Raw genomic sequence first — 25,607 nt, forward strand, 5'->3', positions numbered from 1 at the left:
GGTGCGGGCGGCGACGCGGCTGGCGCCGCGCTTCCTGGGGGCGCTGGCCTTCATCGCCGGGGCGGCGCTGCTGATCGGCGGCGTGGCGCCCAGCGGCGAGGACGGGCCGGGGATGCTGGCCCCTGCCCTGCCGGGGCTGCTCTTCGAGGCCTCGCACCTGATCTCCAGCGTCGCGGGGCTGGTGCTGCTGCTGGTCGCGGACCGGCTGGTGCACCGGCTGGACGCCGCCTGGTGGGTCACCACGCTCTGCGCCATCGGCGGGCTGGTGCTCTCGGCCGCGCGCGGCGGCGGGCTCCTGGAGATGGGCTCGCTGCTGCTGCTGCTGCTGGCGCTGCTGGCGACGCGGCACCGCTTCGACCGGCGCACCCGGCTCTTCGCCCAACCCTTCACCCTGCGCTGGCTGGTCGCCGTGGGCTGCGTGGTGGCGGCGGCGGTCTGGCTGCTCTTCTTCGCCAACCGGGACGTGCCCTATTCCAACGAGCTCTGGTGGCGCTTCGAGTTCGACGAGGACGCGCCGCGTGGGCTGCGCGTGACCCTGGCGGCGGCCATGGGGCTGGGCGCGGTGGGGCTCTGGAGCCTGCTGCGCCATGCCCAGGGGCGGCAGGAGGAGCCGAGCCCGGCGATGCTGGAGCGGGCGGCGGAGATCGCCGATGCCCAGGACCGCGCCGACGCACAGCTGGTGCGGATGGGCGACAAGTCGCTGCTCTTCTCGGAGGCTGGCGATGCCTTCGTGATGTACGGGCAGCGCGGGCGTTCCTGGATCGCGCTCTTCGACCCGATCGGGCCGCGCCCCCGCTGGCCGGACCTGATCTGGAGCTTCGTGGAGGCGGCGGACGCCCAGGGCGCGCGGGCGGCCTTCTACCAGGTGAAGGCGGACAGCCTGCCGCTCTATCTCGATGCCGGCTTCCGCCCGATCAAGCTGGGTGAGGCGGCGCGGGTGGAGCTGTCGCGCTTCGACCTCAAGGGACGGGCGCGGGCCAATCTCCGGAACGCGCTGAACCGGGCGGAACGGGACGGCATGACGCTCACTGTGCTGCCGCCGGCGGAGGTCCCTGCCCTGCTGCCGGAGCTTCGCGTCGTGTCGGAGGCCTGGCTGGCATCGCACGAGACACGGGAGAAGGCCTTCTCCCTCGGGGCCTTCGTGCCGCACTACGTCTGCGCCCAGCCGGTGGCGGTGGTGCGGGACGGCACGGGGCGGATGGTGGCCTTCGCCACCCTGTCGGAAACGCCGGTGACCCGGGCGGAGGCCTCGGTGGACCTGATGCGGCACCTGCCGGACGCGCCGGGCGGCACCATGGACTTCCTGTTCATCCGGCTGCTGCTGCGCGCCAAGGAGCTGGGCTACCGGAACTTCGACCTGGGCATGGCGCCGCTGTCTGGCCTGGCCGCGCACCGGCTGGCGCCGCTCTGGCACCGGCTCGGCGGCTGGGTCTTCCGGCGGGGCGAGCGGTTCTACAATTTCCGTGGCCTGCGCGCCTTCAAGGAGAAGTTCGACCCGGTCTGGGAGCCGCGCTACCTCTGCGCGGCCGGGGGGCTCGACCCCTGGGTCGTGCTGGCCGATGTGGCGGCGCTTCAGGCGGGCGGCTTGCGCGGAGTGGTGGGCAAATGAGACGGCGTGGCGTGACGCGTGACCCGGTGCAGCGGCGGGCGCTGGTGCTGTCGGTGCTGGCGGGCTGCCTCCTGGCCGGCGAGGCCCAGTCGCCGGGGACGCGGGACCACTTTCCGTATCTGGTGGAGATCCCGGCCGATCCGGTGCGCTTCGACAGCTTCGCCCTGATCATCTCCGGCGATGGCGGCTGGGCGGACCTGGACCAGCAGCTCGGCGAGATCCTGCAGAGCCGCGGCATGTCCGTGTTGGGCTGGGATGCGCTGAACTACTTCTGGAAGCACCGGAAGGCGGAGGAGGTGGCGCAGGATCTCGACAAGGCGATCCGCACCTATTCCGAGCTGTGGAACCTGCCGCGCGTGGTGCTGATCGGCTTCTCCTTCGGGGCCGATGTGATGCCCTCCGCCTATAACCGCCTGCCGCCCGAAACGCAGGAGAAGGTGGCGCTGATCTCCCTGCTCTCCACCTCCAAGGACGTCGATTACGAGGTGACCGCCTCGGGGTTCATCGGCATGGGCGGTTCCGACGAGATCCCGATCGGGCCGGAGATGGCGCGGATGGACCAGACCAAGGTCCAGTGCGTCTATGGAGAGGAGGAGGCGGACGAGACAGGCTGCCTGCTGCTCGACCCGAAGAAGGCCCAGGTGATCCGCACCGCCGGCGGGCATCATTTCGACGAGGACTACGCCAGGCTGGCGGACCGCATCCTGGCGAGGCTGACCGATGCGAGCTGACCGGCGCGGCCTGTGGCAGGCCGGGGCGGCGCTGGCGCTGCTGGCCGGGTCCTCCCGCCTGGGGACGGTCCGGGCCGGGGCGCCGGACGGGAAGACGGCGGAGACGGGACTGCTGGCCTTCCGCATGATGCCCCTGGGAGGCAGGCCGGGAGGCGCTCCGGATCGTGCCGGAACCCCGCAGGGGCCGGTGAGCTTTGTCCTGCCCAGTTCGCACGCCCCGGACCCGAGGCTGCCACGGCTGCCGGTGGAGCGGCTCCTGGCCGGGGTACGGCTGGTGCTGACCGAGAGCGGCTATGCCCCTGGCGAGGAGGCGGGCGACGAACTGTTCCGGCCGGAGGGGGACTGGCCCGCGCTGGCGGCGCTGAGCCCGGCGGAATGGGCGGCCTTGCGGCGCAACGCGGCCTGCCGGGGGCTGGAGGAGGGGGTGGCGCGGCTGCGGCCGATCCTGCTGCTGTCCGTCGCCCGGGAAGCCTGCCCCGCCCCCGGCGCCGGCCGGGCGGGCCGTTCGCCGGAGGACTGGCTGAGCGGCGCGGCCCGGGCGATGGGCCTGCGCACCGGGGCACTGGAAAGCGTGGGGGAGAGCATGGCGGCGGCGGATGCCGTGCCGGAGGCGGTCTATCTGGGCGCGCTGCGCCGGGCGCTGGCCGATCCCGCGAGCGTGGCGGCGGAGGACCGGGCGCTGCAGCGCGCCTATGAGGATGGCGACCTGAACGAGGTCCGGCGCCTGACCGTGGCGGCCATGGGTGGGAACGAGGCCGGACGTGCGGCCTTCGACCGCATCGTGATCAGCGCCCGCAGCCGGCGGATGGCGGCGCGGCTGGCCGAGGCGGCCACGGCCCTGCCCGTGGTGGCGGTGGTGGGCGCGGCGCATCTGGCGGGGTCGGACGGGATGCTCGCGCTGCTCCAGGCCCAGGGTTTCCGGCTGGAGGCCTTCCGGATGCGGCTGGCGCCCGGATAGGGCGCCAGCCATCCCCGCGCGCGGCTCAGGCCGGCGGGTGTTCCTTCCACCAGTGCCGGGCGATCTCGGCGCGGGTGCAGACCCAGACATCGGGACAGGCCACGACGTGGTCCAGGAAGCGCGCCAGGGCGGCGGCGCGGCCGGGGCGGCCGACGAGGCGGCAATGCAGGCCGACGCTCATCATGCGCGGCGTGGTCCGGCCTTCTTCCCGCAGGAAATCCAGCGAGTCCTTCAGATAGGCGGTGAAGGCGTCGGTGGTGCCGAAGCCGGGCGGCACCGCGAACTTCATGTCGTTGTTGTCGAACGTGTAGGGGATGACGAGGTGCGGCTTGCCGTTCACCGGCACGTAGTGCGGCAGGTCGTCGTCATAGGCATCCGAGTCGTAGAGGAAGCCGCCATGCTCGGCGACGAGGCGGCGGGTGTTGCCGCTGATGCGGCCGGTGTACCAGCCGACCGGGGTGGTGCCGGTGGTCTGTTGCACCGCCGCGATGTTGCGGGCGATGTGCTCGCGCTCCGTGGCCTCGTCCACCTCGGCGTAGTTGATCCAGCGGTAGCCGTGGCAGGCGATCTCGTGCCCGGCCTCGGCGAAGGCCTGGCCGGCGGCGGGGTTCAGCTCCAGCGCCCGGCCCACGCCATAGACGGTGAGCCGCAGGCCGCGCTCGCGGAACAGGCGCAGCACGCGCCAGACGCCGACGCGGGCGCCGTAGTCGAACTGGCTTTCCGTGCTCTCGTCGCGCATGCCGCGTCGGGGCTGGCCACCCGGGACCTCGTGCAGATAGGCCTCGGTGATCGGGTCACCGTTCAGCGGCGTGTTCTCGCCGCCTTCCTCGTAGTTCAGGACGAAGGACAGGGCGACGCGGGCGCCGTTGGGCCAGCGCGCATCGGGCGGGTTGGGGCCATAGCCCGTGAAATCCCGGGGGAAACCGCTCTCGGCGGCCAGGATGGTGCCGCCGGTCTTGCCGTCGCTCATGCTCTCGTCCTTCGGGTTCTCGTCCGTCGGGTCCCGGCCCATCCGCCGGTGCATCCCCCGGCGGCATGGCCGCAATCCTGTGGCGGAACCCTGTTCATGGGGGCGGCCAGGCGCCCCGGAAGGCGGCCTGGCCGGACCCTGTTCCTGTCGGGCTGGCGAGGGAAGCGCAAGGCCCCTGCCCGCCCGTCCACCAGGGTTCAGCGCGCGTTGAAGCCGGCGCTGCCGCCGACATAGGCACCACGTGTCGTGCCGTCATTGGCGGGCCGTTGGCAGGCCGCCAGGGGCAGAACCCCCAGAGCCAGGACAGCGAGAGCCAGCAGGAGCCGGGATGCCATGCCGGTCACGCCGCCGGAAGGTCGTTCAGGTGGCAGCGCGAACGATGCCCCGGCGCAACCTCCTTCAGCGCGGGCACCTCCAGCCGGCAGCGTTCGAAGGCGTGCGGGCAGCGCGGGTGGAAGTGGCAGCCCTTGGGCGGGTTCAGCGGCGAGGGAATCTCGCCCTGGACCACGGCGAAGCTCTTCTTGCGCGCCTCGATGCGCGGCACGGCGCCGAGCAGCGACTGGGTATAGGGGTGGTTGGCGCGGGCGAAGACCTCCTCGGCCGGCGCCTCCTCCACCACCCGGCCGAGATACATGATCACGACCCGGTCGCTCAGATGCTCCACCACGCCCAGGTCGTGGCTGATGAAGAGGTAGGTGAGGTCCAGATCCTGCCGCAGGCGCATGAAGAGGTTCAGCACCTGGGCCTGGATCGAGACGTCCAGCGCGGCCACGGATTCGTCGCAGACCAGGAATTCCGGCTGCACCGCCAGCGCGCGGGCGATGCCGATGCGCTGGCGCTGGCCGCCGGAGAACTGGTGCGGGTAGCGGCGCTTGTAGGCCGGGTCGAGGCCGGCACGGCGGAGCTGATCGTCCACATAGGCATCGAGGCCGGAGCGTGTGGTCATGCCATGGACCAGCGGCGCCTCGCCCACGATGTCGGCGACCCGCAGGCGCGGGTTCAGCGAGGACATCGGGTCCTGGAAGATCATCTGCGCGCGCAGCTTGGCCTCGCGCGCCTCCCTGGCGGAGAGCGTGCTGCGGTTGCGGCCGCGCCAGAGGATCTCGCCATCCGAGGGCGGCAGGATGCCGGCCACCATGCGGCCGAGCGTGGACTTGCCGCAGCCGGATTCACCGACGAGGCCGACGACCTCGCCCTTGCGGATGGTGAGGTCGACCTTGTCCACGGCATGGACGGTTTCCTCGCGCACCGGGGCGCCGAGCTTCTTCGCGATCCGCCCGGCGAAGTCGAGGGTCTTGCTGAAGCGGCGGGAAACGCCCTTCACCTCGATGATGGGTGTCTCCAGGGCCGTCGGGGCAGCCGCGTCGGGACGGGCGAGCGTGGTGCTCATGCGGCCTCCGCGCGTTCGAAATGGGGGAAGAAGCAGCGGGCCCAGCGGTTGGGCAGCTTCTCGTCCAGGAGCGGATATTCGCGGCACTTCTCGGCCGCGCGGGGGCAGCGCGCCTGGAAGGGGCAGCCGGGCGGCAGGCTGAGCAGCGAGGGCGTCATGCCCGGGATCTGCCGCAGCGGCTCGCCCCGTCGGTTGCGCGAGGGCACGGAGCCCAGCAGCCCGACCGTGTAGGGGTGCAGGGGCGCGTCCAGCGTCTCCCCCACATCGCCGTATTCGACGACGCGGCCGGCATACATCACCGCCAGGTCGTCGGCGAGGCCGGCGACCACGGAGAGGTCGTGCGTGATCCAGATCAGCGAGGTGCCGGTATTGGCGGCGAGCTTCTGCACCTCGGCCAGGATCTGGCCCTGGATGGTGACGTCGAGCGCAGTGGTGGGCTCGTCCGCCACGATCAGCTCCGGGCGGTTCAGCAGGGCGATGGCGATGGCCACGCGCTGCCGCATCCCGCCGGAGAACTGGTGCGGATAGGATTTCAGGCGCTCGTCCGGGCTCGGGATGCCGACCATGCCCAGCGTGTCGCGGGCCCGCTGCCGGGCATCCTCGCGCGAGATCTTCTCGTGCGCCTGTAGCGTCTCGATCATCTGGGTGTCGATGCGCAGAACCGGATTGAGCGTCATCATCGGGTCCTGGAAGATCATGGCAATGCGGTTGCCGCGAAGCTGCCGCATCTCCTCCTCCGGGATGGTGGCGAGGTCGCGGCCCTGGAACAGGACGTGACCGCCCACCACGCGGCCCGGCGGATCGACCAGGCGCATAATGGAGAAGCCGGTGACCGACTTGCCGGAGCCGGACTCGCCCACGAGGCCCAGCACCCTGCCGCGGCCGACGGAGAAGGAGACGCCGTCCACCGCCTTGATCACGCCCGCACGGGTGAAGAAGTGGGTCTGGAGGTCGCGGACCTCCAGCGTCGCGGCGGCACTGGTGGCCGGAACTTGGATGGCGGCGCTCATTTCTGCAGCCTCGGGTTCAGCACGTCGCGCAGATGGTCGCCCACGAGGTTGATCGAGACGATGGTCACCAGCAGCGCGATGCCGGGGTAGAAGGAGATCCAGTACTTGCCCGAGAGCATGTACTCGTAGCCGTTGGAGATCAGCAGGCCGAGCGAGGGCTCGGTGATGGGCACGCCGAGGCCGAGGAAGGACAGCGTCGCCTCCAGCGCGATGGCGCGGGCCACCTGCATGGTGCCGACCACGATCAGCGGCGGCAGGCAGTTCGGCAGCAGGTGGCGGAAGATGATGCGGTGCGTCGGCAGGGCGAGGCACTGCGCCGCCTCGATATACTCGCGCCGCCGTTCCACCAGCGCCGTGCCGCGCACGGTGCGGGCGTAGTAGGCCCATTCCACGATGATCAGCGCCAGCACCACGTTCATGACGCCCTTGCCGAGGAAGGCCAGGATCATCAGCGCGGCGAGGATCGAGGGGAAGGAGAGCTGGAGGTCCACCAGCCGCATGATGAAGGTGTCGGTGCGGCCGCCGGCATAGGCGGCGAGCATGCCGAGCGATGCCCCCACCAGCGCGGCGCAGATGGCCGAGCCGGCGCCCACGATCAGGCTGATGCGCAGGCCGTAGAGGATGCCCGAGAGCATGTCGCGGCCCTGGTCGTCCGTGCCGAGCCAGTAGGTCATGGTGCCGTCGGCGTTCTGCGAGCCGGGCTCCAGCCTTCCGTCCATGATGTCGAGCTGGGCGAGGTCGTAGGGGTTCTGCGGGGAGATCCAGGGGGCGAGGATGGCCAGCAGCACGATGATCGTGAAGACGATCAGCCCGAACATCGCCAGCCTGGAGGCGGCGAAGTCGCGGACGAAGCGCTTGAAGGGGGTCTCGACCTTCGGCGCGGGCGGGGCGGCGGCCGGGGCGGTGGCCCCGGGCTTGGCGGCGGTGGCGCTCATGCCTTGCCCTCCAGCCGGACGCGCGGATCAAGCGCGGAATACATCAGATCCACGGTCAGGTTGATGATGATGAACATGAAGACGATGATCATGAGATAGGCCACGATCACGGGACGATCGAGCACGTTGATGCTGTCGATGATCAGCTTGCCCATACCCGGCCAGGCGAAGACGCTTTCCGTCACCACCGAGAAGGCGATGGTGGAGCCGAGCTCCAGCCCGACCACGGTGATCACCGGGATCAGGATGTTCTTGAAGACGTGCACGAAGATCACGCGGCTGTTGGTCAGGCCCTTGGCGCGCGCGAACTTCACGAAGTCCATCAGCATGGTCTCGCGCACGCCGGCGCGGGTCAGGCGCACCACGAGGGATATCTTGAACAAGGCGAGGTTCAGCGCCGGCATGGCCATGTGCGCCAGCCCGTCCCGGGTCAGGAAGGACCACTGCACCCCCAGCAGCTCCGCCGTCTGGCCGCGGCCGGTGGAGGGCAGCCAGCCGAGCTGCACGGCGAAGACCATGATCAGCATCAGCCCGACCCAGAAGGTCGGCAGCGAGAAGCCCAGGATGGAGCCGGCCATGATGCCCGAGGAGATCGGCGAGTGCGGCTTCAGCCCGGCATAGAGGCCAAGCGGGATGCCGATGACCAGCGCCAGGAAGGTGGCGCCGAGGGCGAGTTCCAGCGTCGCGGGCATGCGCTGCAGGATCAGTTGCAGGGCGGGCTCGTTGAACACGAAGCTGCGGCCCAGGTCGCCATGCAGGGCGTTGCCGAGAAAGGAGAGGTACTGCATCCAGAGCGGCAGATCGAGGCCGAGCGCCTTGATCGCCCGCTCGCGCTCCATCTGGTCCGCGTCGGGGCTGATCAGGATCTCCACGGGGTCGCCGATGGCATAGACGCCGACAAAGACGATCACCGACATCGCCAGCATCACGAGGGCCGCCTGGATCAGCCGGCGCAGGAGGTAAACGGTCATGGATTCAACTCGTCATGGTCCCGGACGGCGCGGATGGACCACGCCGCCGGGCTGGAAGTTCCGTGCGGAGGTGCACGACCCGCCCATTTATTGGGCAGAGGGGCGGATATCCTGCGCCCGGGTCAGCTCGTCGGCGCGCGCCTCGTGCACCAGTCCGGGGCGCATCGCCCAGATGTTCTTCTGGATGTGAATCGGGATGATCCCCACGTCGTCGAGCGCGATCTGGCTGGCTTCGCGCAGCAGCTGCTCGCGCTTGTCGTCATTCAGCGTTTGCAATGACTGTGCCAGCTTCGCGTCCATGGCGGGGTTGCTGTAGGAGCCCCGGTTGGAGGTGCCCCAGCCCTTCTCCGGCGTCGGGGTGGCGAGCAGGGCGCGCAGCGGCGAGGTCGCCTCGCCGGAGGAGATGCCCCAGCCGACGAGGCCGACCGCGATCTCCCGCCGGGCCGCCTTCTGCACATAGGCGGCCCAGGGCTGGGCATCGACCTGGGTGCGGACGCCGATCCGGGCCCACATCTGGCCGATCGCCTGGATGATGCGGGCGTCGTTGATGTAGCGGTCGTTGGGGCCGCTCAGCACGATGTGGAAGCCGTCCGGATAGCCGGCCCCGGCGAGCAGCTTCTTCGCGCCCTCCGGATCCGCCTTGGCGGGTTGCAGGCCAGGGACCGTGCCGAAGGCGCCGATGGAGAGGAACTGCGCGGTCGGGGCGGCGGCGCCCTCCATGACGCGCTGGGCGATCGCCTGCCGGTCGATGGCCATCGACAGCGCCTGACGGACCTTGAGGTCCTTGAGCGGGTTCTTGTCCAGCACCTTGCCGGCATTGTCGGTGATGACCGGCGACTGGGCGTGCAGGTGGTCCATGAACAGGAAGATCAGGCGCAGCCCGTCCGCCTCGCTCATCCGCACGCGGCTGTCCTTGGACAGCTTGGCGATGTCGCTGGTCGGCACCTGGTCGATGAAGTCTACATCGCCCGAAAGCAGCGCCGCGGTGCGGGCGCCGTCATTCGAGATCATGCGGTAGTTGACCTTCTTCCAGGCCGGCTTCTCGCCGAAATAGTTGTCGTTGCGTTCGTAGACGATGCGGTCGCCGTTGCGATAGGCGGTGACGCGGAAGGGACCGGTGCCGATGGCGACCTTGAGGCTGTTGAAATCCTCGGTCCCGGCGCCCTGGTGCGTCTCGCGGTCCAGCATCTCGACCTGGGCGAGGTCGGTGGCCAGCAGCGGATAGGGGCCGTCCGTGTGCAGGCGGATCGTCAGCGGATCGACGATCTCCACCCGCTTCACCCCGCGCGTGTAGATGGCATAGGAGGAGGGGCTGTTGGGGACGTTGGGCACGCGTTCCAGCGTGAAGGCCACGTCCTCGGCGGTGAAGTCGTTGCCGTTATGGAACTTCACCCCGGGGCGCAGCTTGAACTCCCAGGCATCCTCGGCCACCGGCTTCCAGCTCTCGGCCAGGCGCGGCTGCAGCCGGCCCTTGGCGTCGAAGGTGGTCAGGCTGTCGAAGAGCATGTCCGCCACGGCGTAGTTCGGCGACAGCGCATGGTAGTGGGGGTCGAGCGAAGTGACCGGGGCGCCGACCGCGAGGTTCAGCTCCTGCGCCCGGCCGGGGCCCGTCAATGCCACAAGGGCGGCGAAACCCGCCGCCACGAGACGAACTGTCATGTCCAAGGGAGCTCCCGACAACTTCGGACGCGAATGTGTCTATGCTGCGGGGTTCTAGCAGCCCTGCAATGCTGTCGCCAGCTTTCGGACGAAATGAGGACAAATTATCGTCAAAAGATCGCAGGGCGAAACATTCCGGACGAACATGAACGCCGGCGGTGGGGAGGGTCAGTCCTCGTCGGCTTCCGCCACCGGCAGGATGGAGGTTTCCTTGGCCGTGGCGGTGGCCACGATGGTCTCGGTGCGCTCCACGCCGGGAAGCGTGCGGATCTCGCGGTCCACGAACTGCTCCAGGGTGGCAAGATCGGGCAGGCGCAGCTTGAGCAGCCAGGACCAGCCGCCGGTCACCGCATGGCATTCGAGGACCGGCTCCAGGGCCTGCACGGCCTCCCGGAAATCGGCAGCGTCGCGGCCGGCGCGCATGCCGACGAAGACGAAGGCGAGGAGCGGGCAACCGATCGCGGCCGGGTCCAGGTCGGCCCGCCAGCCGCGGATGGTGTGGCGCTCCTCCAGCCGCTTGACCCGCTCGGCGGTGGCGGAAACGGACAGGCCGGCGATCTTGGCGAGTTCCGCGAGCCCGGCCGCCCCATCCTGTTGCACGGCGATAAGGATATTGCGGTCGATCTCGTCCATGACCACAGCCTAGACCGGCTTGTCACATTCGGAAAAGACGAACAGCCCGGCTTGCCGCAAAGGCAGGCCGGGCCACGGGTCCTGGGCCGGGGAGGAAAGCCCCTCCCCCGCCAGCGTCAGACGTAGTGCTCGGCCAGCGGCGCGAAGCCGTTGAAGCGCTGGCTGGCATAGGTCGTCACATAGGCGCCGGTGGCCAGCAGCTCGATCCGGTCCCCGGCATCGAGGGCCAGCGGCAGGCGGTAGTTGGACTTCTCGTAAAGGGTGTCGGTGCTGTCGCAGGTCGGCCCCGCGATCGTCACCGGCCCCTCGTCCTCGCCATCATGCGGGGTACGGAAGTCGTACTTGATCGACTCGCCCTCCGTCTCGGCCAGGCCGCCGAAGCGGCCGATGTCGAGATAGACCCAGCGGACCGGGTCGTCCTCGGCCTTGCGGGAGACCAGCACGACCTCGGCGGAGACCACACCCGCGTCGCCGACGATGAAGCGGCCCGGCTCGATCACGATATCCGGCAGGGCATTGCCGAAATGCTGTGCCATCGCGCCCATGATGGCGGCGCCGAAGGTGTCGATCTCCGGCACCTCGGCACGGTAGCGGACCGGGTAGCCGCCGCCGAGGTTCACCATGCGCACCTTCACGCCTGCTTCCTGAAGGTCGGTGAAGAGCATGGCGGCCTTGGCGATCGCCGCCTCGTAGGCGGTGGTCTTGGTCTGCTGCGAGCCGACATGGAAGGAGAGGCCGAAGGGGTCGAGGCCGAGCTCGGCGGCCTGGATCATCAGCGCCTTCGCCATCTCGATCTCGCAGCCGAACTTGCGGCTGAGCGGCCATTCCGCACCGTCATTGCCGACCAGGATGCGGCAATAGACGCGGGAGCCGGGGGCCGAGCGGGCGAGCTTCTTCAGCTCCCCCTCGGAATCGAAGGCGAACATGCGGATGCCGCGGTCGAAGGCCGCCTTGATGGCGGATTCCTTCTTGATGGTGTTGCCGTAGGAGATGGACTCCGGCGCCGCGCCCGCGTCGAGACAGGCCGAGATCTCCTCGTAGGAGGCGGCATCGAAGCTGGAGCCCAGGCCGACCAGGCGGTCCAGGATCGGCGCGGCGGGGTTGGCCTTCACTGCGTAGTAGATCCGGGACTGCGGCATGGCGGCCTGCAGGCGGCGGTAGTTCTCCTCCACCCGATCCACGTCGAGGACGAGGCAGGGAGTGGCCGGCGCGGCGTCGCGCAGGAATTGGGCGATCTTGGGGGTCATCGCGGCACCCTCCCAGAAAGCGGCAGGGCAGCCGCCTTTCCGGCGGCCGGCCCTGTCAGCGTTGCGAACGGTCGAACGAACCAGCGACCAAAGGTTGCCAGGACGCTTGACGTCGTTGCGTAACCACCCAGGGCCAGAGGCACGTGCGTACTGCGTTGGAGGGGCAGATAGAGGCGGCGGGCACAGGGCACAAGTGGCAAAACCGGCCCCAGCCGTTTTTTTTCCGCAGAACGAGCTAGCGGGCCGGAAACCCCTCCCATGTTTTCCTTGGCCGTCCGGCTTATTCACCGGCCGTTCATAGTTTTGGCCGGGGGTCTTCCGGTCGGACCGGCGCCTATCGCAGGTCTGTCACGAGACTGGTGCAAATCTGTTCCGGGCGACCGGGAATCGGGGCGTCCAGAGGCAATCCAGGCGGGAGAAAGGCGGCGTCGCGAGGGCAGCCGGGAGACGGGCGCAGCCCCTCCCCCGGCCACGGATCAGCGGATCAGGCCGCCGGTCGGGGAAGAAGGGTCGGCGGCGTAGTTGCGCGGCATCCGGCCGGCGAGGAAGGCGTGGCGTCCGGCCTCCACCGCCGCCTTCATGGCCCGCGCCATGCGAACCGGGTCCTTCGCATGGGCGATGGCGCTGTTCAGCAGCACGGCGTCGCAGCCCAGCTCCAGGGCGAAAGCGGCCTCGGAGGCGGTGCCGATGCCGGCATCCACCAGCACAGGCACCCTGGCCTGCTCCTTGATGGCGCGGATCATGAAGGGGTTGGCCACGCCCAGGCCGGAGCCGATCGGGGCGCCGAGTGGCATGATGGCGACGCAGCCCATCTCCTCCAGCCGCTTCGCCGCCACCGGGTCGTCGGCGCAATAGACCATGACCTCGAACCCGTCGGCGATCAGGGCCGCGGCGGCCTCCAGCGTCGCCTGCATGTCCGGGTAGAGGAAGGGTGGCGGGCCCAGCACCTCCAGCTTCACCAGGTTCCAGCCCCCCGCCTCACGCGCCAGGCGCAGGGTGCGGACGGCATCCTTGGCGGTGTGGCAACCGGCGGTGTTGGGGAGATAGGTATAGCGGTCGGGAGGCACGAAATCCTGCAGCATCGGCGCACCGGGGTCGGACAGGTTCACCCGCCGCACCGCCACCGTGACGATCTCGGCGCCGGAGGCCTCGATGGCCTCGGCCGTCTCCTCCAGCGACTTGTAGCGGCCGGTGCCGACGATCAGGCGGGAGCGGAAGCGGCGGCCGGCCACCTCCCAGCTGTCATCCGCCGTCCGAATACCGTCCATATGCCTCAGCCTCCGCCGATGAAGTGCACGATTTCCAGGGAATCTCCCGCCTCCAGCCGCGTCGCGGCATAGGTGGAGCGCGGCACGATCTCCTCGTTCCGCTCCACCGCGACCTTGCGGGTGTCGAGGCCCAGCTCGGCCAGCAGCGCGACCAGGCTGGCTCCTTGCGGAAGGTGGCGTGCTTCGCCGTTGACCGTGACCCGGATCGTGTCCGGCCGGGTGGCGGAGGTGATCTCTGACATGGGTCGGATGTGGCGCGCTCCCGGGCGGGACGCAAGCACCCCGCATGCAGCCCGGAAGGCGGCTCCGCGGGTTTCTCGCATATGCGAAGATGCAGGCCGTGCTTGCCCCATCCCTCGCACCCTGCTAGCCCCGCGCGGTTCAAGAGGTCACAACCTTGTCCCCGCCCCTGATCGCCGTTCTGAACGGCCCCAACCTGAACCTGCTCGGCACCCGTGAGCCCAAGATCTACGGGGCCGATACGCTCGACGACATCGAGGCGCTGTGCGCCGAGGTCGCGGACCAGGAAGGGCTGGCCATCGACTTCCGCCAGACCAACGGCGAGGGCGAGCTGGTGTCCTGGGTTCAGGAATGCCGCGGGCGGGCATCCGGGATCGTGATCAACCCTGCTGGCTACTCCTTCACCTCCATCGCCCTGCTGGATGCCCTCGTGGCCGTCCGGCTGCCGGTGATCGAGGTCCACCTTACCAACATCCACCGGCGGGAGGCGTTCCGGCATGTCTCCTACGTTTCCCGCGCGGCGACCGGCGTGATCTGCGGGCTGGGACCCCAGGGCTATGCCCTGGCACTCCGGGCCATGGCGGACATGCTGGCGACCGCACAGAACGAACTGGACGACGACGCATGAGCGGCCTTTCCTTCTCCCCCGACGCCATCAAGGCACTCGCCGAGATCCTGCGACAGACCGATCTGACCGAGATCGAGCTGGTCGAGAAGGACAGCCGCATCCGCGTGGCCCGAGAGGTGACCGTGGCCGCCCCGGTGGTGACCCAGATGGCTGCCCCGGCGATGCAGGCCGTGCCGGCCCCCGTTTCCGCCCCGCCGCCGGCTGCCGCCGAAGCGCCGTTGTCGCATGCCAATGCGGTGACCTCGCCCATGGTGGGCGTGGCCTATCTCTCGCCAGAGCCGGGGGCGGCACCCTTCATCACCCAGGGCCAGCACGTGAGCGCCGGGCAGACGCTGCTGCTGATCGAGGCGATGAAGACCTTCAACCAGATCAAGGCCACCAAATCCGGCACCGTGACCCGTATCCTGATCGAGAACGGGACCCCGGTGGAATTCGGCGAGCCGCTGATGGTGATCGAGTAAGGACGCGGCCACGTGTTCCGCAAGATCCTGATCGCCAACCGGGGCGAGATCGCGCTCCGCATCCACCGCGCCTGCCAGGAGATGGGCATCCGCACGGTGGCGGTGCATTCCACCGCCGACGCCACGGCGATGCATGTGCGCCTCGCCGACGAGAGCGTCTGCATCGGCCCGCCCTCGCCGCGCGAGAGCTACCTGAACGTCGCCAACATCCTGGCGGCGGCCACCATCACGGGGGCGGAGGCGATTCACCCGGGCTATGGCTTCCTGTCGGAGAATGCCCGCTTTGCCGAGATGGTGGAGGCGCATGGCCTGACCTTCATCGGCCCGACCGCGGAACATATCCGCATGATGGGCGACAAGATCGCCGCCAAGGACGCGATGCGGCGCCTGGGCGTGCCGCTGGTGCCGGGCTCGCCCGGCGCGCTGGCCTCCATCGACGAGGCACGCGAGATCGCCGACCAGATCCTGTACCCGGTGCTGATCAAGGCGGCGGCGGGCGGCGGCGGGCGCGGCATGAAGGTGGCGCGTTCGGCGGACGAGCTGGAGGAAGCCTGGCAGGTGGCGCGCACCGAGGCCAAGGCGGCCTTCGGCGACGATGCCGTGTACATGGAGAAGTATCTCGACCGGCCCCGGCACATCGAGATGCAGGTCCTGGCCGACAACCACGGCAATGTGGTGCATCTGGGCGAGCGCGACTGCTCGCTGCAACGGCGCCACCAGAAGCTGGTGGAGGAGGCGGGCAGCCCCGTGCTGACCGCCGCCGACCGGGAAGCCCTGGGCACCACGGTGACGGCGGCGCTGAAGCAGCTCGGCTACCGCAATGCCGGCACGCTGGAATTCCTGTGGCAGGACGGGCAGTTCGCCTTCATCGAGATGAACACCCGGTTGCAGGTCGAGCATCCCGTCACCGAGATGGTCTGCAACATCGACTTGGTGAAGGAGCAGATCCGCATCGCGGCGGGCGAGAAGCTCGGCTACGAGCAGAAGGACATCCGCTTCCAGGGCCATGCGATCGAGTGCCGCATCACGGCCGAGGACCCGCTGACCTTCGCGCCGAGCCCGGGGCGGGTCACGACCTTCCACGCGCCGGGCGGGCTGGGGGTGCGCATGGATAGCGCGCTCTATGCCGGCTACAACGTGCCGCCCTATTACGACAGCCTGGTGGCCAAGCTGATCGTCTATGGCGCGAACCGGCAAGAGGCGATCGCCCGCGCCCGCCGCGCCCTGGACGAGACGGTGGTGGACGGCATCAACACGACGCTGACCCTGCACCAGAAGATCATGGACGACCCGGAATTCCAGTCCGGCGACTACACGATCCATTGGCTGGAGAAGTTCGTGGCGCGCGAGGTCGAGGGGACCTGACCCCTCCGCTTCCGGGCGGGCCGCGCGTGGTGCCGCCCGGGAGACGGGCCTTTGCGCCCCCTCGCTCCGGGAGCCCTGGCTCCGGGACTTTTCCGGGGCGGCACGGCGCCGGAGGGCGGCTCCCGGAATCGGGAAGCACGGCAGGTGGTGCAGTGCGGCGCGGACCGTGCCAGGATGGGCGCCGATGAGCCGGCGCGGGATCGCGATCACCCCTGACCTTGTCCTGCGCGCCTATGCCGCAGGGCTTTTCCCAATGGCGGAGGGCCGGGAATCCAACCGGCTCTTCTGGCTGGACCCGGAGCAGCGGGGTATCCTGCCGCTGGAGAATTTTCACCTGCCGCGCCGTCTCGCGCGTACGGTGTTGTCCGGCCGCTTCACGGTGACGGCGGACCGGGCCTTCGCCGAGGTGCTGGCAGGCTGCGCCGCCCCGGCCCCCGGCCGCGAGGATTCCTGGATCAATGCGGAGGTGGAGGCGCTCTTCAACGAGCTGCACCGGCTCGGCCATGCGCATTCCATCGAGACATGGCAGGACGGGAGGCTGGTGGGCGGTCTCTACGGTATCAGGCTGGGCGGGGCCTTCTTCGGGGAGAGCATGTTCTCCCGCGAGACGGATGCCTCGAAGACCGCCCTGGTACATCTGGTGATCCGCCTGCGACGCGGCGGCTTCACCCTGCTGGATACACAGTTCCTGACCTCGCACCTCGCCCGCTTCGGCGCGGTCGAGGTGCCGCAGGCGGACTACAAGGCACGACTGGCGAGTTCGCTGCGGGTGCTGGCGCGGTGGGAGCGCGAACTGCCCGCCGAGGAGGTCGAGTACTGGGTCCGCGACCTGAGATCCGGTTCCGGCTGAGGTTCGGCCCGCGTCGCGTCGGGGTCTTCCAGCGCCTCCAGGAAGGCCCTGGCCCAGACGCCGACATTCTGGGTTTCCAGCCTGCGGTACATGGCGGCGTGCCGCTCCCGCCGCTCCTCAATGGGCATTTCCAGGGCGTTGTGGATGGCCGAGGCGACGCCCACGGGGTCGAGCGGGTTGACCTGCAAGGCCTCCGGCATGTTCTCGGCCGCGCCGGCGAAGCGGGACAGCACGAGGACGCCGGGATTCTCCGCGTCCTGCGCCGCCACATATTCCTTGGCGACGAGGTTCATGCCGTCGCGTAGCGGCGTTACCAGCCCGACCTTGGAGACGCGATAGAAGCCGGCGAGGCAGTCGCGGGACAGGGCGCGGGCGACATAGCGCACGGGCGTCCAGTCCGGATCGGCATAGTCGCCATTGATCGTACCGGCGAGGCGGTCGATCTCCCGCCGCAGGTCGCGGTAGCTCTCGATGTCGTCGCGGGACTTGGCGGCGATCTGGAGATAGGTGACGTGGCCGCGATGCTGCGGGTATTCCGCCAGCAGGGCGGCAAAGGCGCGTAGCCGCTCCGGCAGGCCCTTGGTGTTGTCCAGCCTCTCCACGCCGATCACGAGGTCACGGTGGCCGAGGCTGGCGACGAGGCGGCGGGTTTCCGACCCGCGCGCAGCACGGGCGGCAGTCTCGTTGAACTCCCGGGTGGCGATGCCGATGGGATGGGCCTGCAGCCGTGTTTCGCGGCCCCGGAAGCGGACCGTCTCGTCGGCCGGCACCTGCATGCCGGTGCCCTGGTTCATGCAGTCGATCAGGCCCTGGAGGTCGCGGCGCGACTGCACGCCCACGAGGTCATAGGCCAGCAGGTCGTGCAGAATCCTGTCGGAATCGGGAAGTGCGGAGAAGAGCGCCCAGGGAGGGAAAGGAATGTGGTGGAAGTAGCCGATGCGCTGCTTCGCCCCCATGGCCCGCAATTCGGCACCGAGGGGGATGAGTTGGTAGTCATGCACCCAGATCGTGTCGTCCGGGCGCAGGTGCGGAAGGAGGCGGCGGGCGAATTCGCGGTTCACGTCGCGATAGACCTCGGCCTGCTGCCGGTCGTAGGTCAGGAGGCCGAGGCGGAAGTGGAAGAGCGGCCAGAGAACGCCGTTGGCATGGCCGACATAGAAGCCGCGGTACTGGTCGTCCGTCAGGTCGAAGACGGTGTAGTCCACCCCGGAGCGCCGGACCGTCTTGGCCGGGCCGGGTTCCTCGCCGACGACATGGCCGCTCCAGCCGAACCACATGCCGCCGCGGGCCTTGAAGGCCTCCTTGAGGGCAACCGCGAGGCCACCCGCCGCCGGGGGGTCGTCCCGCTTCGGCACGGCCACACGGTTGGATACGACGACTAGGCGTCCCACAGTCCCTCCTCCCAGATCTTCCTGATCATTCCGATCGGTGAAATGAACCGCTTCCCCATGGGAAGAACGACGCGCGGACAGGCGCGGTTTCGCATTGGCGGCGGCATGGGGGTGCGTCAGCCCCCGCCGGCCGGACGCGGTCCCTGCCCCGCCTCCAGCGCATCCGCGGCCCGGGCGAGCCAGGCGCGGAAGCGCGCGGGCTGGCCGGAGAAGTCCTCCGGGATACGGTAGCCGATGCCGTCCATGGCATAGGCGGCGGTGATCCCGTCCTCGTCCGTCACGTCATCGCCCACGAAGATCGGCTTGCGCCCCGCGAAGGCGGCGCGGGCCATGAGGCGGTGGACGGCCTTGCCCTTGTCGGCGAAGCGCGGGCGGACCTCGTAGGCGGCATGGGCCGGGACGACGCGGAAGTCGTCCGGCAGCTCGGCCGCCATGGCTTCCGCCAGGGCATGGGCGGCCTCGCCGGCCTCGGGCGCCAGGCGGTAATGCAGCACCAAGCCGTGGCGCTTGTGCTCGGCCAGGGCACCGGGATGGGCGGCGGCGAAGCGGTCGGCGGCTTCCCGCCAGGCGGCGGGCGGGGATGGCAGCGGCGGCGAGGCCGCGTCCGGCGGATCGAGCACCGCCCCGTGCTCGGTGGCCACGACGAGGCCGGGAACGGGCAGGAAGCCGCGCACGACCTCCAGCCCCCGGCCCGTCACGATCGCCAGCGCGCCGCCTAGCGCGACGGACAGGCGCTGGAGCACCGAGGGCAGGTCGGGTGGCACCACCACGAGATCCGGGCGCGCCGCGATCTCGACCAGCGTGCCGTCGAAATCGAGGAAGAGGGCGGATTCGGGACCGGGGAGAGGCGGCAGGCCAGCCTCTGGAATCACGTCAGCCATGAGGCGTTCCTCTTCCGAGGGAAGTGTGGCGGGCGCAAGGCGAATGAGGCGGGAATGACAGATTCTTGTAGGGTCAGACCGTGAATTGTTCCGCGACGATGCGCTCGCTGAGGCCGTGATCGGGATCGAAGAGCATGGTCAGCGCCACGCTCCTGTCCTCGCGCACCTCGACACGGGTCACGTCGCGGACCTCGGTGTAGTCCGCCACGGCGGCGACGGGGCGCTTCTCGTGTTCCAGGATGTCGAAGATCACCACGGACTCGGAAGGCAGCAGCGCGCCGCGCCAGCGGCGGGGGCGGAAGGCGCTGATCGGCGTCAGCGGCAGGAGGTTGGCGCCGAGCGGCACGATGGGGCCATGCGCGGAAAGGTTGTAGGCGGTGCTGCCGGCCGGGGTGGAAACGAGGATGCCGTCGCAGATCAGCTCGGCGAGGCGGATCTTGCCGTCCACGGTGATGCGGATCTTGGCGGCCTGGCGCGTTTCGCGCAGCAGGTTCACGTCGTTGATGGCGAGGCCGGTCTGCGTCTCGCCCCTGGCGTCGGTGGCCAGCATCCGCAGCGGATGCAGCACCGCCGCCTGGGCAGCGGCGAGGCGCTCCGGCAGGTCGTCCCCGCGGAACTCGTTCATCAGGAAGCCAACGCTGCCGCAGTTCATGCCATAGACCGGCAGGTTGCGGCCCAGCAGCTTGTGCTGCGTTTCCAGCATGCAGCCATCGCCGCCCAGCGCCACGACCACGGCGGCCTCATCGGGCTGGGCATCGCCATAGCGCGCGATCAGGCGGGTCCGGGCGGCGACCGCCTTCTCCGACCCGGCACAGAGAAAAGAGATGCGGCCCGTCAGGTCCGGCGGCAGCGGGGAGACGGGTTCGCCACCGGGCAGGCCGGCGTTCAGGAGGCCGGTATCGGGTCCCATCTCAGCGGCACCGGCATCCGGGCGGCGGCGATCGGCGCATGGTCGGGGTCCTTCGCTCCTGCGGCAGGGACATAGGACGCTGCCCGGACGGCGCCCGCAAGCCCGGGCGGCGGGCCAGCCGGGCCGGGAAAGGCGGCGGCCGGGGGCGGGTGGCTCAGAGGGCCTTCCAGAACAGGGTGGTGCCGTGCGGCACGCCCTGGGCATCGAGCGCATAGCCGGGGATACGGCCCGCCTCGGTCCAGCCCATCTCGCGGTAGAGCGCCTCGGCCGGGCCGTCGCTGCGGGTGTCGAGGGTCAGCAGCCGGCGGCCGACGCCGCGCGCCGCCTGCTCGGCCTTGCGCATCAGGGCGCGGGCGATGCCGCGCCGACGGAAGGCCGGGTCCACCAGCAGCTTCGCGATCTCGGCACGGTGCGGCTGGTTGGCCGGCGTGTCGAGGACGAGCTGCACCGTGCCGGCGATCTGCCCCTCCGACCAGGCGGCGAGGAGAAGGCGCTTGCCGGTGGCGACGTCGGAGGAAACGTTGCGCCAGAAGGAGCGCGCCGTCTCCTTCGGGAGCGGCGGCAGGAAGGAGACCGAGGCGCCGGAAGCGACGCAGGCCACCAGGATGGCGGCGAGGCGGCGCTCGGCGCTGGCGGCGGCCGCGGCATCCAGGGCCTCCACGACGAGGCCGCGGGCCGGCTTGGCGTAGCGGAATTCCAGCGAGTTGGAGATGTCGTCCAGGATGCGGATCGAGCCGGAGCGGACATAGCCCCGCTTCTCGTAGAAGGCATGGGCGGCGTCGAAGCGCGTGTCCGTCCAGAGTACGAGGCGCTCCGCCCCGGCATCGAGCGCGCGCCTTTCGCCGAGGTCGAGCAGCTGGTGCGCCAGGCCGGTGCCGCGCTGGTCGCGGCGGACATAGACGCGGCAGATCTCCCAGGCATTGTCGGAGCCGAGCGGGCGGACGGCGACCATGCCGACCACCTCGCCGCCCTGATCGGCCGTCCAGACGGCGCCGCCCACCTTGCCGAAATGCGTGACCAGGGCACGAAGCTCGGGATTCTCGCCGTCCACGTCCAGGATGCAGTTCGGGTATTCCGCCCAGGCCTCGCCGATCAGGCGGATGAAGCCCTCCGCGTCGCTGTCGGCGCCCTCGCGGATCCGAACGGGACGGATGATGGCGCCGCCGTCGCTCACGAAAGGCCCCGGCAGAAGCGGTCGATGCGGGCGCAGGCCTCGGCGAGCTGCTCCATGCCCGTGGCATAGGAGAGGCGCAGATACGGGCTCATGCCATAGGCCGCGCCGGCGACGGTGGCGACGTGCTGTTCCTCCAGCAGGGCCATGGCGAAGTCGGTGTCCGTTTCCAGATGCCTGCCGCCCGCCGTGGTGCGGCCCAGACAGCCTCCGATGTTGGGAAAGAGGTAGAAGGCGCCCTCGGGCTTGTGACAGGCGATGCCGGGGATCGTGTTCAGCCTCTCGACCAGGAAGTCGCGGCGCTCGCGATAGGCATGCGCGCGCTCGGCCACCAGATCCTGCGGCCCTTCCAGCGCGGCGGTGGCCGCCGCCTGGCCGACGGTGGAGACGCCGCCGGTGAGATGGCCCTGCATCGTCACCATGGCCTTGATCAGCGGCGCCGGGCCGCCGGCATAGCCGATGCGCCAGCCGGTCATCGCATAGGTCTTGGAGACGCCGTTCAGCGTCAGCACGCGATCCTTCAGCCGGGGCTCGACCTCGGCGATGGTGCAGAACTCGAAGTTGTCATAGACGAGGTGCTCGTACATGTCGTCGGACATGATCCAGACCTGCGGGTGGCGCAGCAGCACCTCGGCCAGGGCCTGCATCTCCGCGCGGGAGCAGGCGGCGCCGGTCGGGTTGTTCGGGAAGTTCAGCACCAGCCACTTGGTCCTCGGCGTGATGGCCGCCTCCAGATCCTCCGGCCGCAGCTTGAAGCCGTTGTTCTGCGGGCAGGAGACGAAACTCGCGTCGGCGCCGGCCAGCTTCGCCTGCATGGCGTAGCTGATCCAGCAGGGCGAGGGGATCAGCACCTCGTCGCCGGCGTCACATGTGGCGAGGAAGGCGTTGGTGATGATCTGCTTGCCGCCATTGGCGACCATGATCTCGTTCAGCGCGTAGTCGAGCTTGTTCTCGCGCCGGAACTTGCGCTGGATCGCCTCCTTCAGCGCGCGGATGCCATCCTGCGGCGGATATTTGGTCAGCCCTTCGAGCGCGGCGCGGTTCGCGGCCTCGATGGCGTGCGGGGGCGTGGCGAAATCGGGCTCGCCGACGGTGAGGCTGATGACCTGATGGCCCTGGGCCTTCATCTCGCGCGCCTTGATGGACATGGCCACGGAGGGGGCGACCGGGATTTCCGTCAGGCGGGTGGCGAGGGCGGGCATGGTCGGATCAGTCTCGGCAGGAGGCGGGTTGGGAACGGAGGGACGCGCGGGAGGTGGTGGGACCGGGCGAGACCCGCCTCCCGGACGGAAGGCGGGTCTCGCCGGACAGGGGCCTAGTTCAGCCCTTCGCAGAACCGCTTGATGCGGTTGCAGGCGTCTTCCAGCACGGCGTCGGAGGTCGCGTAGGAGACGCGGAAATGGCCGGGGAACATGAAGGCCGAGCCGTGGACCGCGGCGACGCCCTCATCCTCCAGCAGCGCCGTCACGAAATCCTCGTCCGTCTCGATCCGCTTGCCCGAGGCGGTGGTCTTGCCGAGGCAGCCGGCGATGTCGGGGAAGACGTAGAAGGCGCCATCGGGCGTGGCGCAGCGGATGCCGGGGGCCTGGTTCAGCAGGCGCACGACGAGGTCGCGGCGGCGCTCGAAGGCCAGGCGCATGGTCTCCACGCTCTCCTGCGGGCCATTCAGCGCCTCGACGGCGGCGGCCTGGGAGATGGAGGAGGTGTTGGAGGTGCTCTGCCCCTGCAGCTTGTCCATCGCCTTGATCAGCGCGAGCGGTGCGCCGGCGAAGCCGATGCGCCAGCCGGTCATGGCATAGCCCTTGGAGCAGCCGTTCATGGTGACGGTGCGGTCCTTCAGGCGCGGCTCCACCTGGGCAATCGTCCTGAAGGCGAAGTCGCCATAGACCAGCTTTTCGTAGATGTCGTCGGTGAAGATCCAGACCTGTGGGTGGCGCAGCAGCACCTCGGCCAGCCCCTTCAGCTCCGCCTCGGAATAGGCGGCGCCGGTCGGGTTGGAGGGGTTGTTCAGGATCAGCCACTTGGTCTTCGGCGTGATCGCGGCTTCCAGCTGCTCCGGGGTGATCTTGAAACCCTGGTTCTGCCCGGCCGGGACGATCACCGGCTTGCCGCCCGCCAGCGCGATGATGTCGGGGTAGCTGACCCAGCAGGGGGCAGGCACGATGGCCTCGTCGCCCTCGTCGATCGTGGCGAGCATGGCGTTGAAGATCACCTGCTTGCCGCCGGTGGAAACGACGATCTCCTCCGGCTTGTAGGTCAGGCCGTTGTCCCGCTCGAACTTCGCCGCCACCGCCTTGCGCAGCGCCATGGTGCCGGCGACGTCGGTATAGCGGGTCTCGCCGTCCTGGATCGCCTTGATCGCGGCGTCCTTGATGTTCTGCGGGGTCTCGAAATCCGGCTCGCCGACGCTGAGGCTGATCACGTCCCGGCCGGCGGCCTTCAGGGCGCGGGCCTTCTGGGTGACGACGATGGTCTGGGACGGGGAGATGCGGTCCATCCGCTCGGCGGTCAGCGTCATGGGTCTTCCGGAGCTTTCGGGGTCGGAGGAAAGGCGGCGGAACCCTAGTCGCCGCCCCTGCCCCGGGCAACCCGCGCGCGCGTCAGGCCTGCCGCGAGCAGCAGGGCGAGGCCGGCGGCGGCGAGGATCAGCACCGCCAGGGCATTGACCTTGGGCGTCATGCCCAGGCGCAGCATGGAGAAGAGGGCCACCGGCAGGGTGGTGGAAGCGGGGCCGGACAGGAAGCTGGCCAGCACCACATCGTCCAGCGAGAGGGTGAAGGCGAGCAGCCAGGAGGCCACCAGGGCGGGCGCCATCAGCGGCAGGGTGACGGTGCGGAAGACGGTGGCGGGCGTGGCGCCGAGATCGGCCGCGGCCTCCTCCAGCTCCCGCCCGCCGCGGGCCAGGCGGGCCTGGACGATCACCGCGGCATAGGCGGCGCCCAGCGTGGCATGGGCCAGCAGGATGGTGCCGGCGCCCCTGCCCCGCGGCCAGCCGGTGGCGGCCTCCAGCGCGACGAAGAGCAGGAGGAGGGAAAGGCCGGTGACGACCTCCGGCAGCACCAGCGGCGCGCCGGACAGGGCACCGAGCAGGGCGCGGCCCCGGAAGGTGCCGCCGCGTGCCAGCAGCCAGCCGGTGGCCCCGCCGAGCAGCATGGCCAGGGTCGCGGCGCCGGCGGCAATGCGGAGCGAGAGGAGGGCGGCCTCCAGCAGCCGCTCGTCGGCGGCGAGCTCGCGGAACCAGCGCAGGGAGAGGCCGCCCCAGCGGAAGGGCACGGGATCGGCGCTGAAGGCATAGAGGACCAGGAGCAGGACCGGCAGCCAGAGGAAGGCGAGGCCGAGCCAGAGGCCGATGCGGGCCCAGGCGGGGAGGCTCATTCCCGGTTTCCCAGGCGCTGGAAGAGCAGGATGGGCAGCAGCAGCAGCGCCAGCAGGGCGCATGCCAGGGCGGCGGCCACAGGCCAGTCACGGTTCTGGAAAAACTCAATGAAGAGGGCGCGGCCCAGCGGCAGGGCGCCGGGCGGGCCGAGCAGCTCCGGAACGACATATTCCCCGGCGGCGGGGATGAAGACCAGCAGGAAGCCCGCCAGCGCCCCGGGCAGGACCAGCGGCAGGGTCACGGTGAGGAAGGCACGGGTCGGCCCGGCGCCGAGATCGGCGGCGGCTTCCTCCAGCGACGGGTCCATGCGGGCGAAGGCGGCGTAGAGCGGCAGCACTGCGAAAGGCAGGTAGGCATGGACCATGCCGAGATAGAGGGCGAGCGGGGTGTAGAGCAGAGCCATGGGCTGCTCGATCAGGCCGAGGCCGCGCAGCAGGCCGTTGATCCAGCCCTCGTCCCGCAGCAACCCGATCCAGGCGCCGACACGCAGCAGGAAGCCCGTCCAGAGCGGCAGGAGCACGAGGCCCAGCAGCAGGCGGGACCGGCGGGCGCGGGCGATGGCCAGCGCCATGGGCAGGGCGAGCAGGAGGCAGAGCGTCGCCGTGATGCCGGCCAGTTCCAGCGATTGCCGGAAGGCGGCACGGTAATAGGGATCGCCCAGGATCAGGGCGAGGTTGTCCGTGTCGAGGCCCTGGCCGTTCCAGGGTGGGTCGAAGGGCGGCAGGCCCTCACTCTGCCAGGACAGGGCCAGGACCAGCAGCAGGGCCAGCGGCGCCGCGACCAGCAGGGCGAGCCAGAGCGCCACGGGCGGCAGGAAGAGGCGGCGCATCACCCGGCCAGCGGGACCACGGCGGCGGCATCCCAGCCCAGCCGCAGGAAGGCACCGCGTTCCGGCGGCGGGCCGGGCAGCGCCTGTCTCTTGATCACATCTACGCACAGCTCCACCGTAAGGC

General features: G+C 69.9%; 26 protein-coding genes. 7 read left to right on the forward strand and 19 right to left on the reverse strand.

Translation table 11 applies throughout. The features are described from left to right. The 3 genes from mprF to ROTAS13_RS04240 all read left to right on the forward strand — a co-directional run. Window positions 1-1,609 (forward strand): bifunctional lysylphosphatidylglycerol flippase/synthetase MprF (mprF, locus tag ROTAS13_RS04230; protein ID WP_139323263.1); only part of this gene is annotated, 1,609 nt, incomplete at its 5' end. Window positions 1,610-1,620: 11 nt separating this feature from the next. Continuing rightward, on the forward strand, window positions 1,621-2,340 hold the full coding sequence (locus tag ROTAS13_RS04235; RefSeq protein ID WP_171979030.1) for a virulence factor family protein: 720 nt from the start codon (window positions 1,621-1,623) through the stop codon (window positions 2,338-2,340). Next, on the forward strand, window positions 2,330-3,298 hold the full coding sequence (locus ROTAS13_RS04240) for a TraB/GumN family protein (RefSeq protein WP_075821629.1): 969 nt from the start codon (window positions 2,330-2,332) through the stop codon (window positions 3,296-3,298). The genes ROTAS13_RS04235 and ROTAS13_RS04240 overlap by 11 nt, the downstream gene beginning before the upstream one ends. A gap of 25 nt (window positions 3,299-3,323) precedes the next feature. Here ROTAS13_RS04240 and puuE read toward each other — a convergent pair whose 3' ends face one another. From puuE to thiS, 11 genes are all read right to left on the reverse strand, one after another. Next, window positions 3,324-4,310, reverse strand: a complete 987-nt coding sequence (puuE, locus tag ROTAS13_RS04245) for an allantoinase PuuE (protein WP_019461578.1) — start codon at window positions 4,308-4,310, stop codon at window positions 3,324-3,326. Between the two features lie 155 nt (window positions 4,311-4,465). Then, a complete protein-coding gene (locus ROTAS13_RS26990; RefSeq protein WP_171979031.1) occupies window positions 4,466-4,603 on the reverse strand; it encodes a hypothetical protein in 138 nt (45 codons plus the stop codon). A 5-nt stretch (window positions 4,604-4,608) separates the two neighbouring features. Continuing rightward, on the reverse strand, window positions 4,609-5,658 hold the full coding sequence (locus tag ROTAS13_RS04250) for an ABC transporter ATP-binding protein (protein WP_019461580.1): 1,050 nt from the start codon (window positions 5,656-5,658) through the stop codon (window positions 4,609-4,611). Continuing rightward, window positions 5,655-6,668 carry an ABC transporter ATP-binding protein gene (locus tag ROTAS13_RS04255; protein WP_019461581.1) on the reverse strand — a complete coding sequence of 338 codons (1,014 nt, stop codon included), beginning with the start codon at window positions 6,666-6,668 and terminating at the stop codon, window positions 5,655-5,657. Before ROTAS13_RS04255 ends, ROTAS13_RS04250 begins: the two co-directional genes overlap by 4 nt. After that, a complete protein-coding gene (locus tag ROTAS13_RS04260) occupies window positions 6,665-7,603 on the reverse strand; it encodes an ABC transporter permease (RefSeq protein WP_019461582.1) in 939 nt (312 codons plus the stop codon). Before ROTAS13_RS04260 ends, ROTAS13_RS04255 begins: the two co-directional genes overlap by 4 nt. After that, window positions 7,600-8,574 (reverse strand): ABC transporter permease, encoded by a 975-nt coding sequence (locus tag ROTAS13_RS04265; protein WP_019461583.1) that lies wholly within the window; start codon window positions 8,572-8,574, stop codon window positions 7,600-7,602. The genes ROTAS13_RS04260 and ROTAS13_RS04265 overlap by 4 nt, the downstream gene beginning before the upstream one ends. Window positions 8,575-8,661: 87 nt before the next feature. Continuing rightward, window positions 8,662-10,233, reverse strand: a complete 1,572-nt coding sequence (locus ROTAS13_RS04270) for an ABC transporter substrate-binding protein (protein WP_075821630.1) — start codon at window positions 10,231-10,233, stop codon at window positions 8,662-8,664. A gap of 168 nt (window positions 10,234-10,401) precedes the next feature. Further along, a complete protein-coding gene (locus ROTAS13_RS04275) occupies window positions 10,402-10,866 on the reverse strand; it encodes an Lrp/AsnC family transcriptional regulator (RefSeq protein WP_019461585.1) in 465 nt (154 codons plus the stop codon). Window positions 10,867-10,982: 116 nt separating this feature from the next. Next, window positions 10,983-12,113, reverse strand: a complete 1,131-nt coding sequence (locus tag ROTAS13_RS04280; RefSeq protein WP_019461586.1) for a type III PLP-dependent enzyme — start codon at window positions 12,111-12,113, stop codon at window positions 10,983-10,985. Between the two features lie 476 nt (window positions 12,114-12,589). Continuing rightward, window positions 12,590-13,381: a thiazole synthase gene (locus ROTAS13_RS04285; protein WP_019461587.1), complete on the reverse strand. Its 792-nt coding sequence runs from the start codon at window positions 13,379-13,381 to the stop codon at window positions 12,590-12,592. A 5-nt stretch (window positions 13,382-13,386) separates the two neighbouring features. Continuing rightward, window positions 13,387-13,623 carry a sulfur carrier protein ThiS gene (thiS, locus tag ROTAS13_RS28550; protein ID WP_019461588.1) on the reverse strand — a complete coding sequence of 79 codons (237 nt, stop codon included), beginning with the start codon at window positions 13,621-13,623 and terminating at the stop codon, window positions 13,387-13,389. Window positions 13,624-13,778: 155 nt separating this feature from the next. Between thiS and aroQ the strand changes: the two genes are divergently transcribed. The 4 genes from aroQ to aat all read left to right on the forward strand — a co-directional run bounded on the left by aroQ (window position 13,779) and on the right by aat (window position 16,925). Further along, complete coding sequence (gene aroQ / locus ROTAS13_RS04295) at window positions 13,779-14,249, forward strand: type II 3-dehydroquinate dehydratase (protein ID WP_075821631.1); 471 nt, start codon at window positions 13,779-13,781, stop codon at window positions 14,247-14,249. Further along, complete coding sequence (accB, locus tag ROTAS13_RS04300) at window positions 14,246-14,710, forward strand: acetyl-CoA carboxylase biotin carboxyl carrier protein (RefSeq protein ID WP_019461590.1); 465 nt, start codon at window positions 14,246-14,248, stop codon at window positions 14,708-14,710. Before aroQ ends, accB begins: the two co-directional genes overlap by 4 nt. 12 nt (window positions 14,711-14,722) lie before the next feature. Continuing rightward, the gene (gene accC, locus ROTAS13_RS04305) at window positions 14,723-16,075 is read left to right on the forward strand and encodes an acetyl-CoA carboxylase biotin carboxylase subunit (protein ID WP_019461591.1); all 1,353 of its coding nucleotides are present in this window, start codon (window positions 14,723-14,725) and stop codon (window positions 16,073-16,075) included. A 184-nt stretch (window positions 16,076-16,259) separates the two neighbouring features. Next, window positions 16,260-16,925, forward strand: a complete 666-nt coding sequence (gene aat, locus ROTAS13_RS04310; RefSeq protein WP_075821632.1) for a leucyl/phenylalanyl-tRNA--protein transferase — start codon at window positions 16,260-16,262, stop codon at window positions 16,923-16,925. Here aat and ROTAS13_RS04315 read toward each other — a convergent pair. The 8 genes from ROTAS13_RS04315 to ROTAS13_RS04350 form a co-directional block, all read right to left on the reverse strand. Next, entirely contained in the window at window positions 16,814-18,316 is a 1,503-nt protein-coding gene (locus ROTAS13_RS04315) for a trehalose-6-phosphate synthase (protein WP_253187629.1), read from the reverse strand. The two genes, aat and ROTAS13_RS04315, sit on opposite strands and share 112 nt — an antisense overlap. Window positions 18,317-18,432: 116 nt before the next feature. Continuing rightward, a complete protein-coding gene (gene otsB / locus ROTAS13_RS04320) occupies window positions 18,433-19,197 on the reverse strand; it encodes a trehalose-phosphatase (RefSeq protein WP_075821634.1) in 765 nt (254 codons plus the stop codon). 73 nt (window positions 19,198-19,270) lie between these two features. Further along, window positions 19,271-20,107, reverse strand: a complete 837-nt coding sequence (locus ROTAS13_RS04325) for an NAD kinase (RefSeq protein ID WP_019461595.1) — start codon at window positions 20,105-20,107, stop codon at window positions 19,271-19,273. Between the two features lie 154 nt (window positions 20,108-20,261). Next, complete coding sequence (locus ROTAS13_RS04330) at window positions 20,262-21,281, reverse strand: GNAT family N-acetyltransferase (RefSeq protein WP_019461596.1); 1,020 nt, start codon at window positions 21,279-21,281, stop codon at window positions 20,262-20,264. Further along, window positions 21,278-22,480, reverse strand: a complete 1,203-nt coding sequence (locus tag ROTAS13_RS04335; protein WP_019461597.1) for a pyridoxal phosphate-dependent aminotransferase — start codon at window positions 22,478-22,480, stop codon at window positions 21,278-21,280. The genes ROTAS13_RS04330 and ROTAS13_RS04335 overlap by 4 nt, the downstream gene beginning before the upstream one ends. A gap of 113 nt (window positions 22,481-22,593) precedes the next feature. Further along, window positions 22,594-23,796 carry a pyridoxal phosphate-dependent aminotransferase gene (locus ROTAS13_RS04340; protein ID WP_019461598.1) on the reverse strand — a complete coding sequence of 401 codons (1,203 nt, stop codon included), beginning with the start codon at window positions 23,794-23,796 and terminating at the stop codon, window positions 22,594-22,596. A gap of 44 nt (window positions 23,797-23,840) precedes the next feature. Continuing rightward, on the reverse strand, window positions 23,841-24,653 hold the full coding sequence (locus tag ROTAS13_RS04345; protein ID WP_058390416.1) for an ABC transporter permease: 813 nt from the start codon (window positions 24,651-24,653) through the stop codon (window positions 23,841-23,843). Beyond that, on the reverse strand, window positions 24,650-25,483 hold the full coding sequence (locus ROTAS13_RS04350) for an ABC transporter permease (RefSeq protein ID WP_075821635.1): 834 nt from the start codon (window positions 25,481-25,483) through the stop codon (window positions 24,650-24,652). Before ROTAS13_RS04350 ends, ROTAS13_RS04345 begins: the two co-directional genes overlap by 4 nt. Between the last annotated feature and the right edge of the window lie 124 nt (window positions 25,484-25,607).

This window comes from Roseomonas sp. TAS13 (assembly GCF_001950415.1).
GTDB classification, from domain to species: domain Bacteria; phylum Pseudomonadota; class Alphaproteobacteria; order Acetobacterales; family Acetobacteraceae; genus Roseomonas; species Roseomonas mucosa.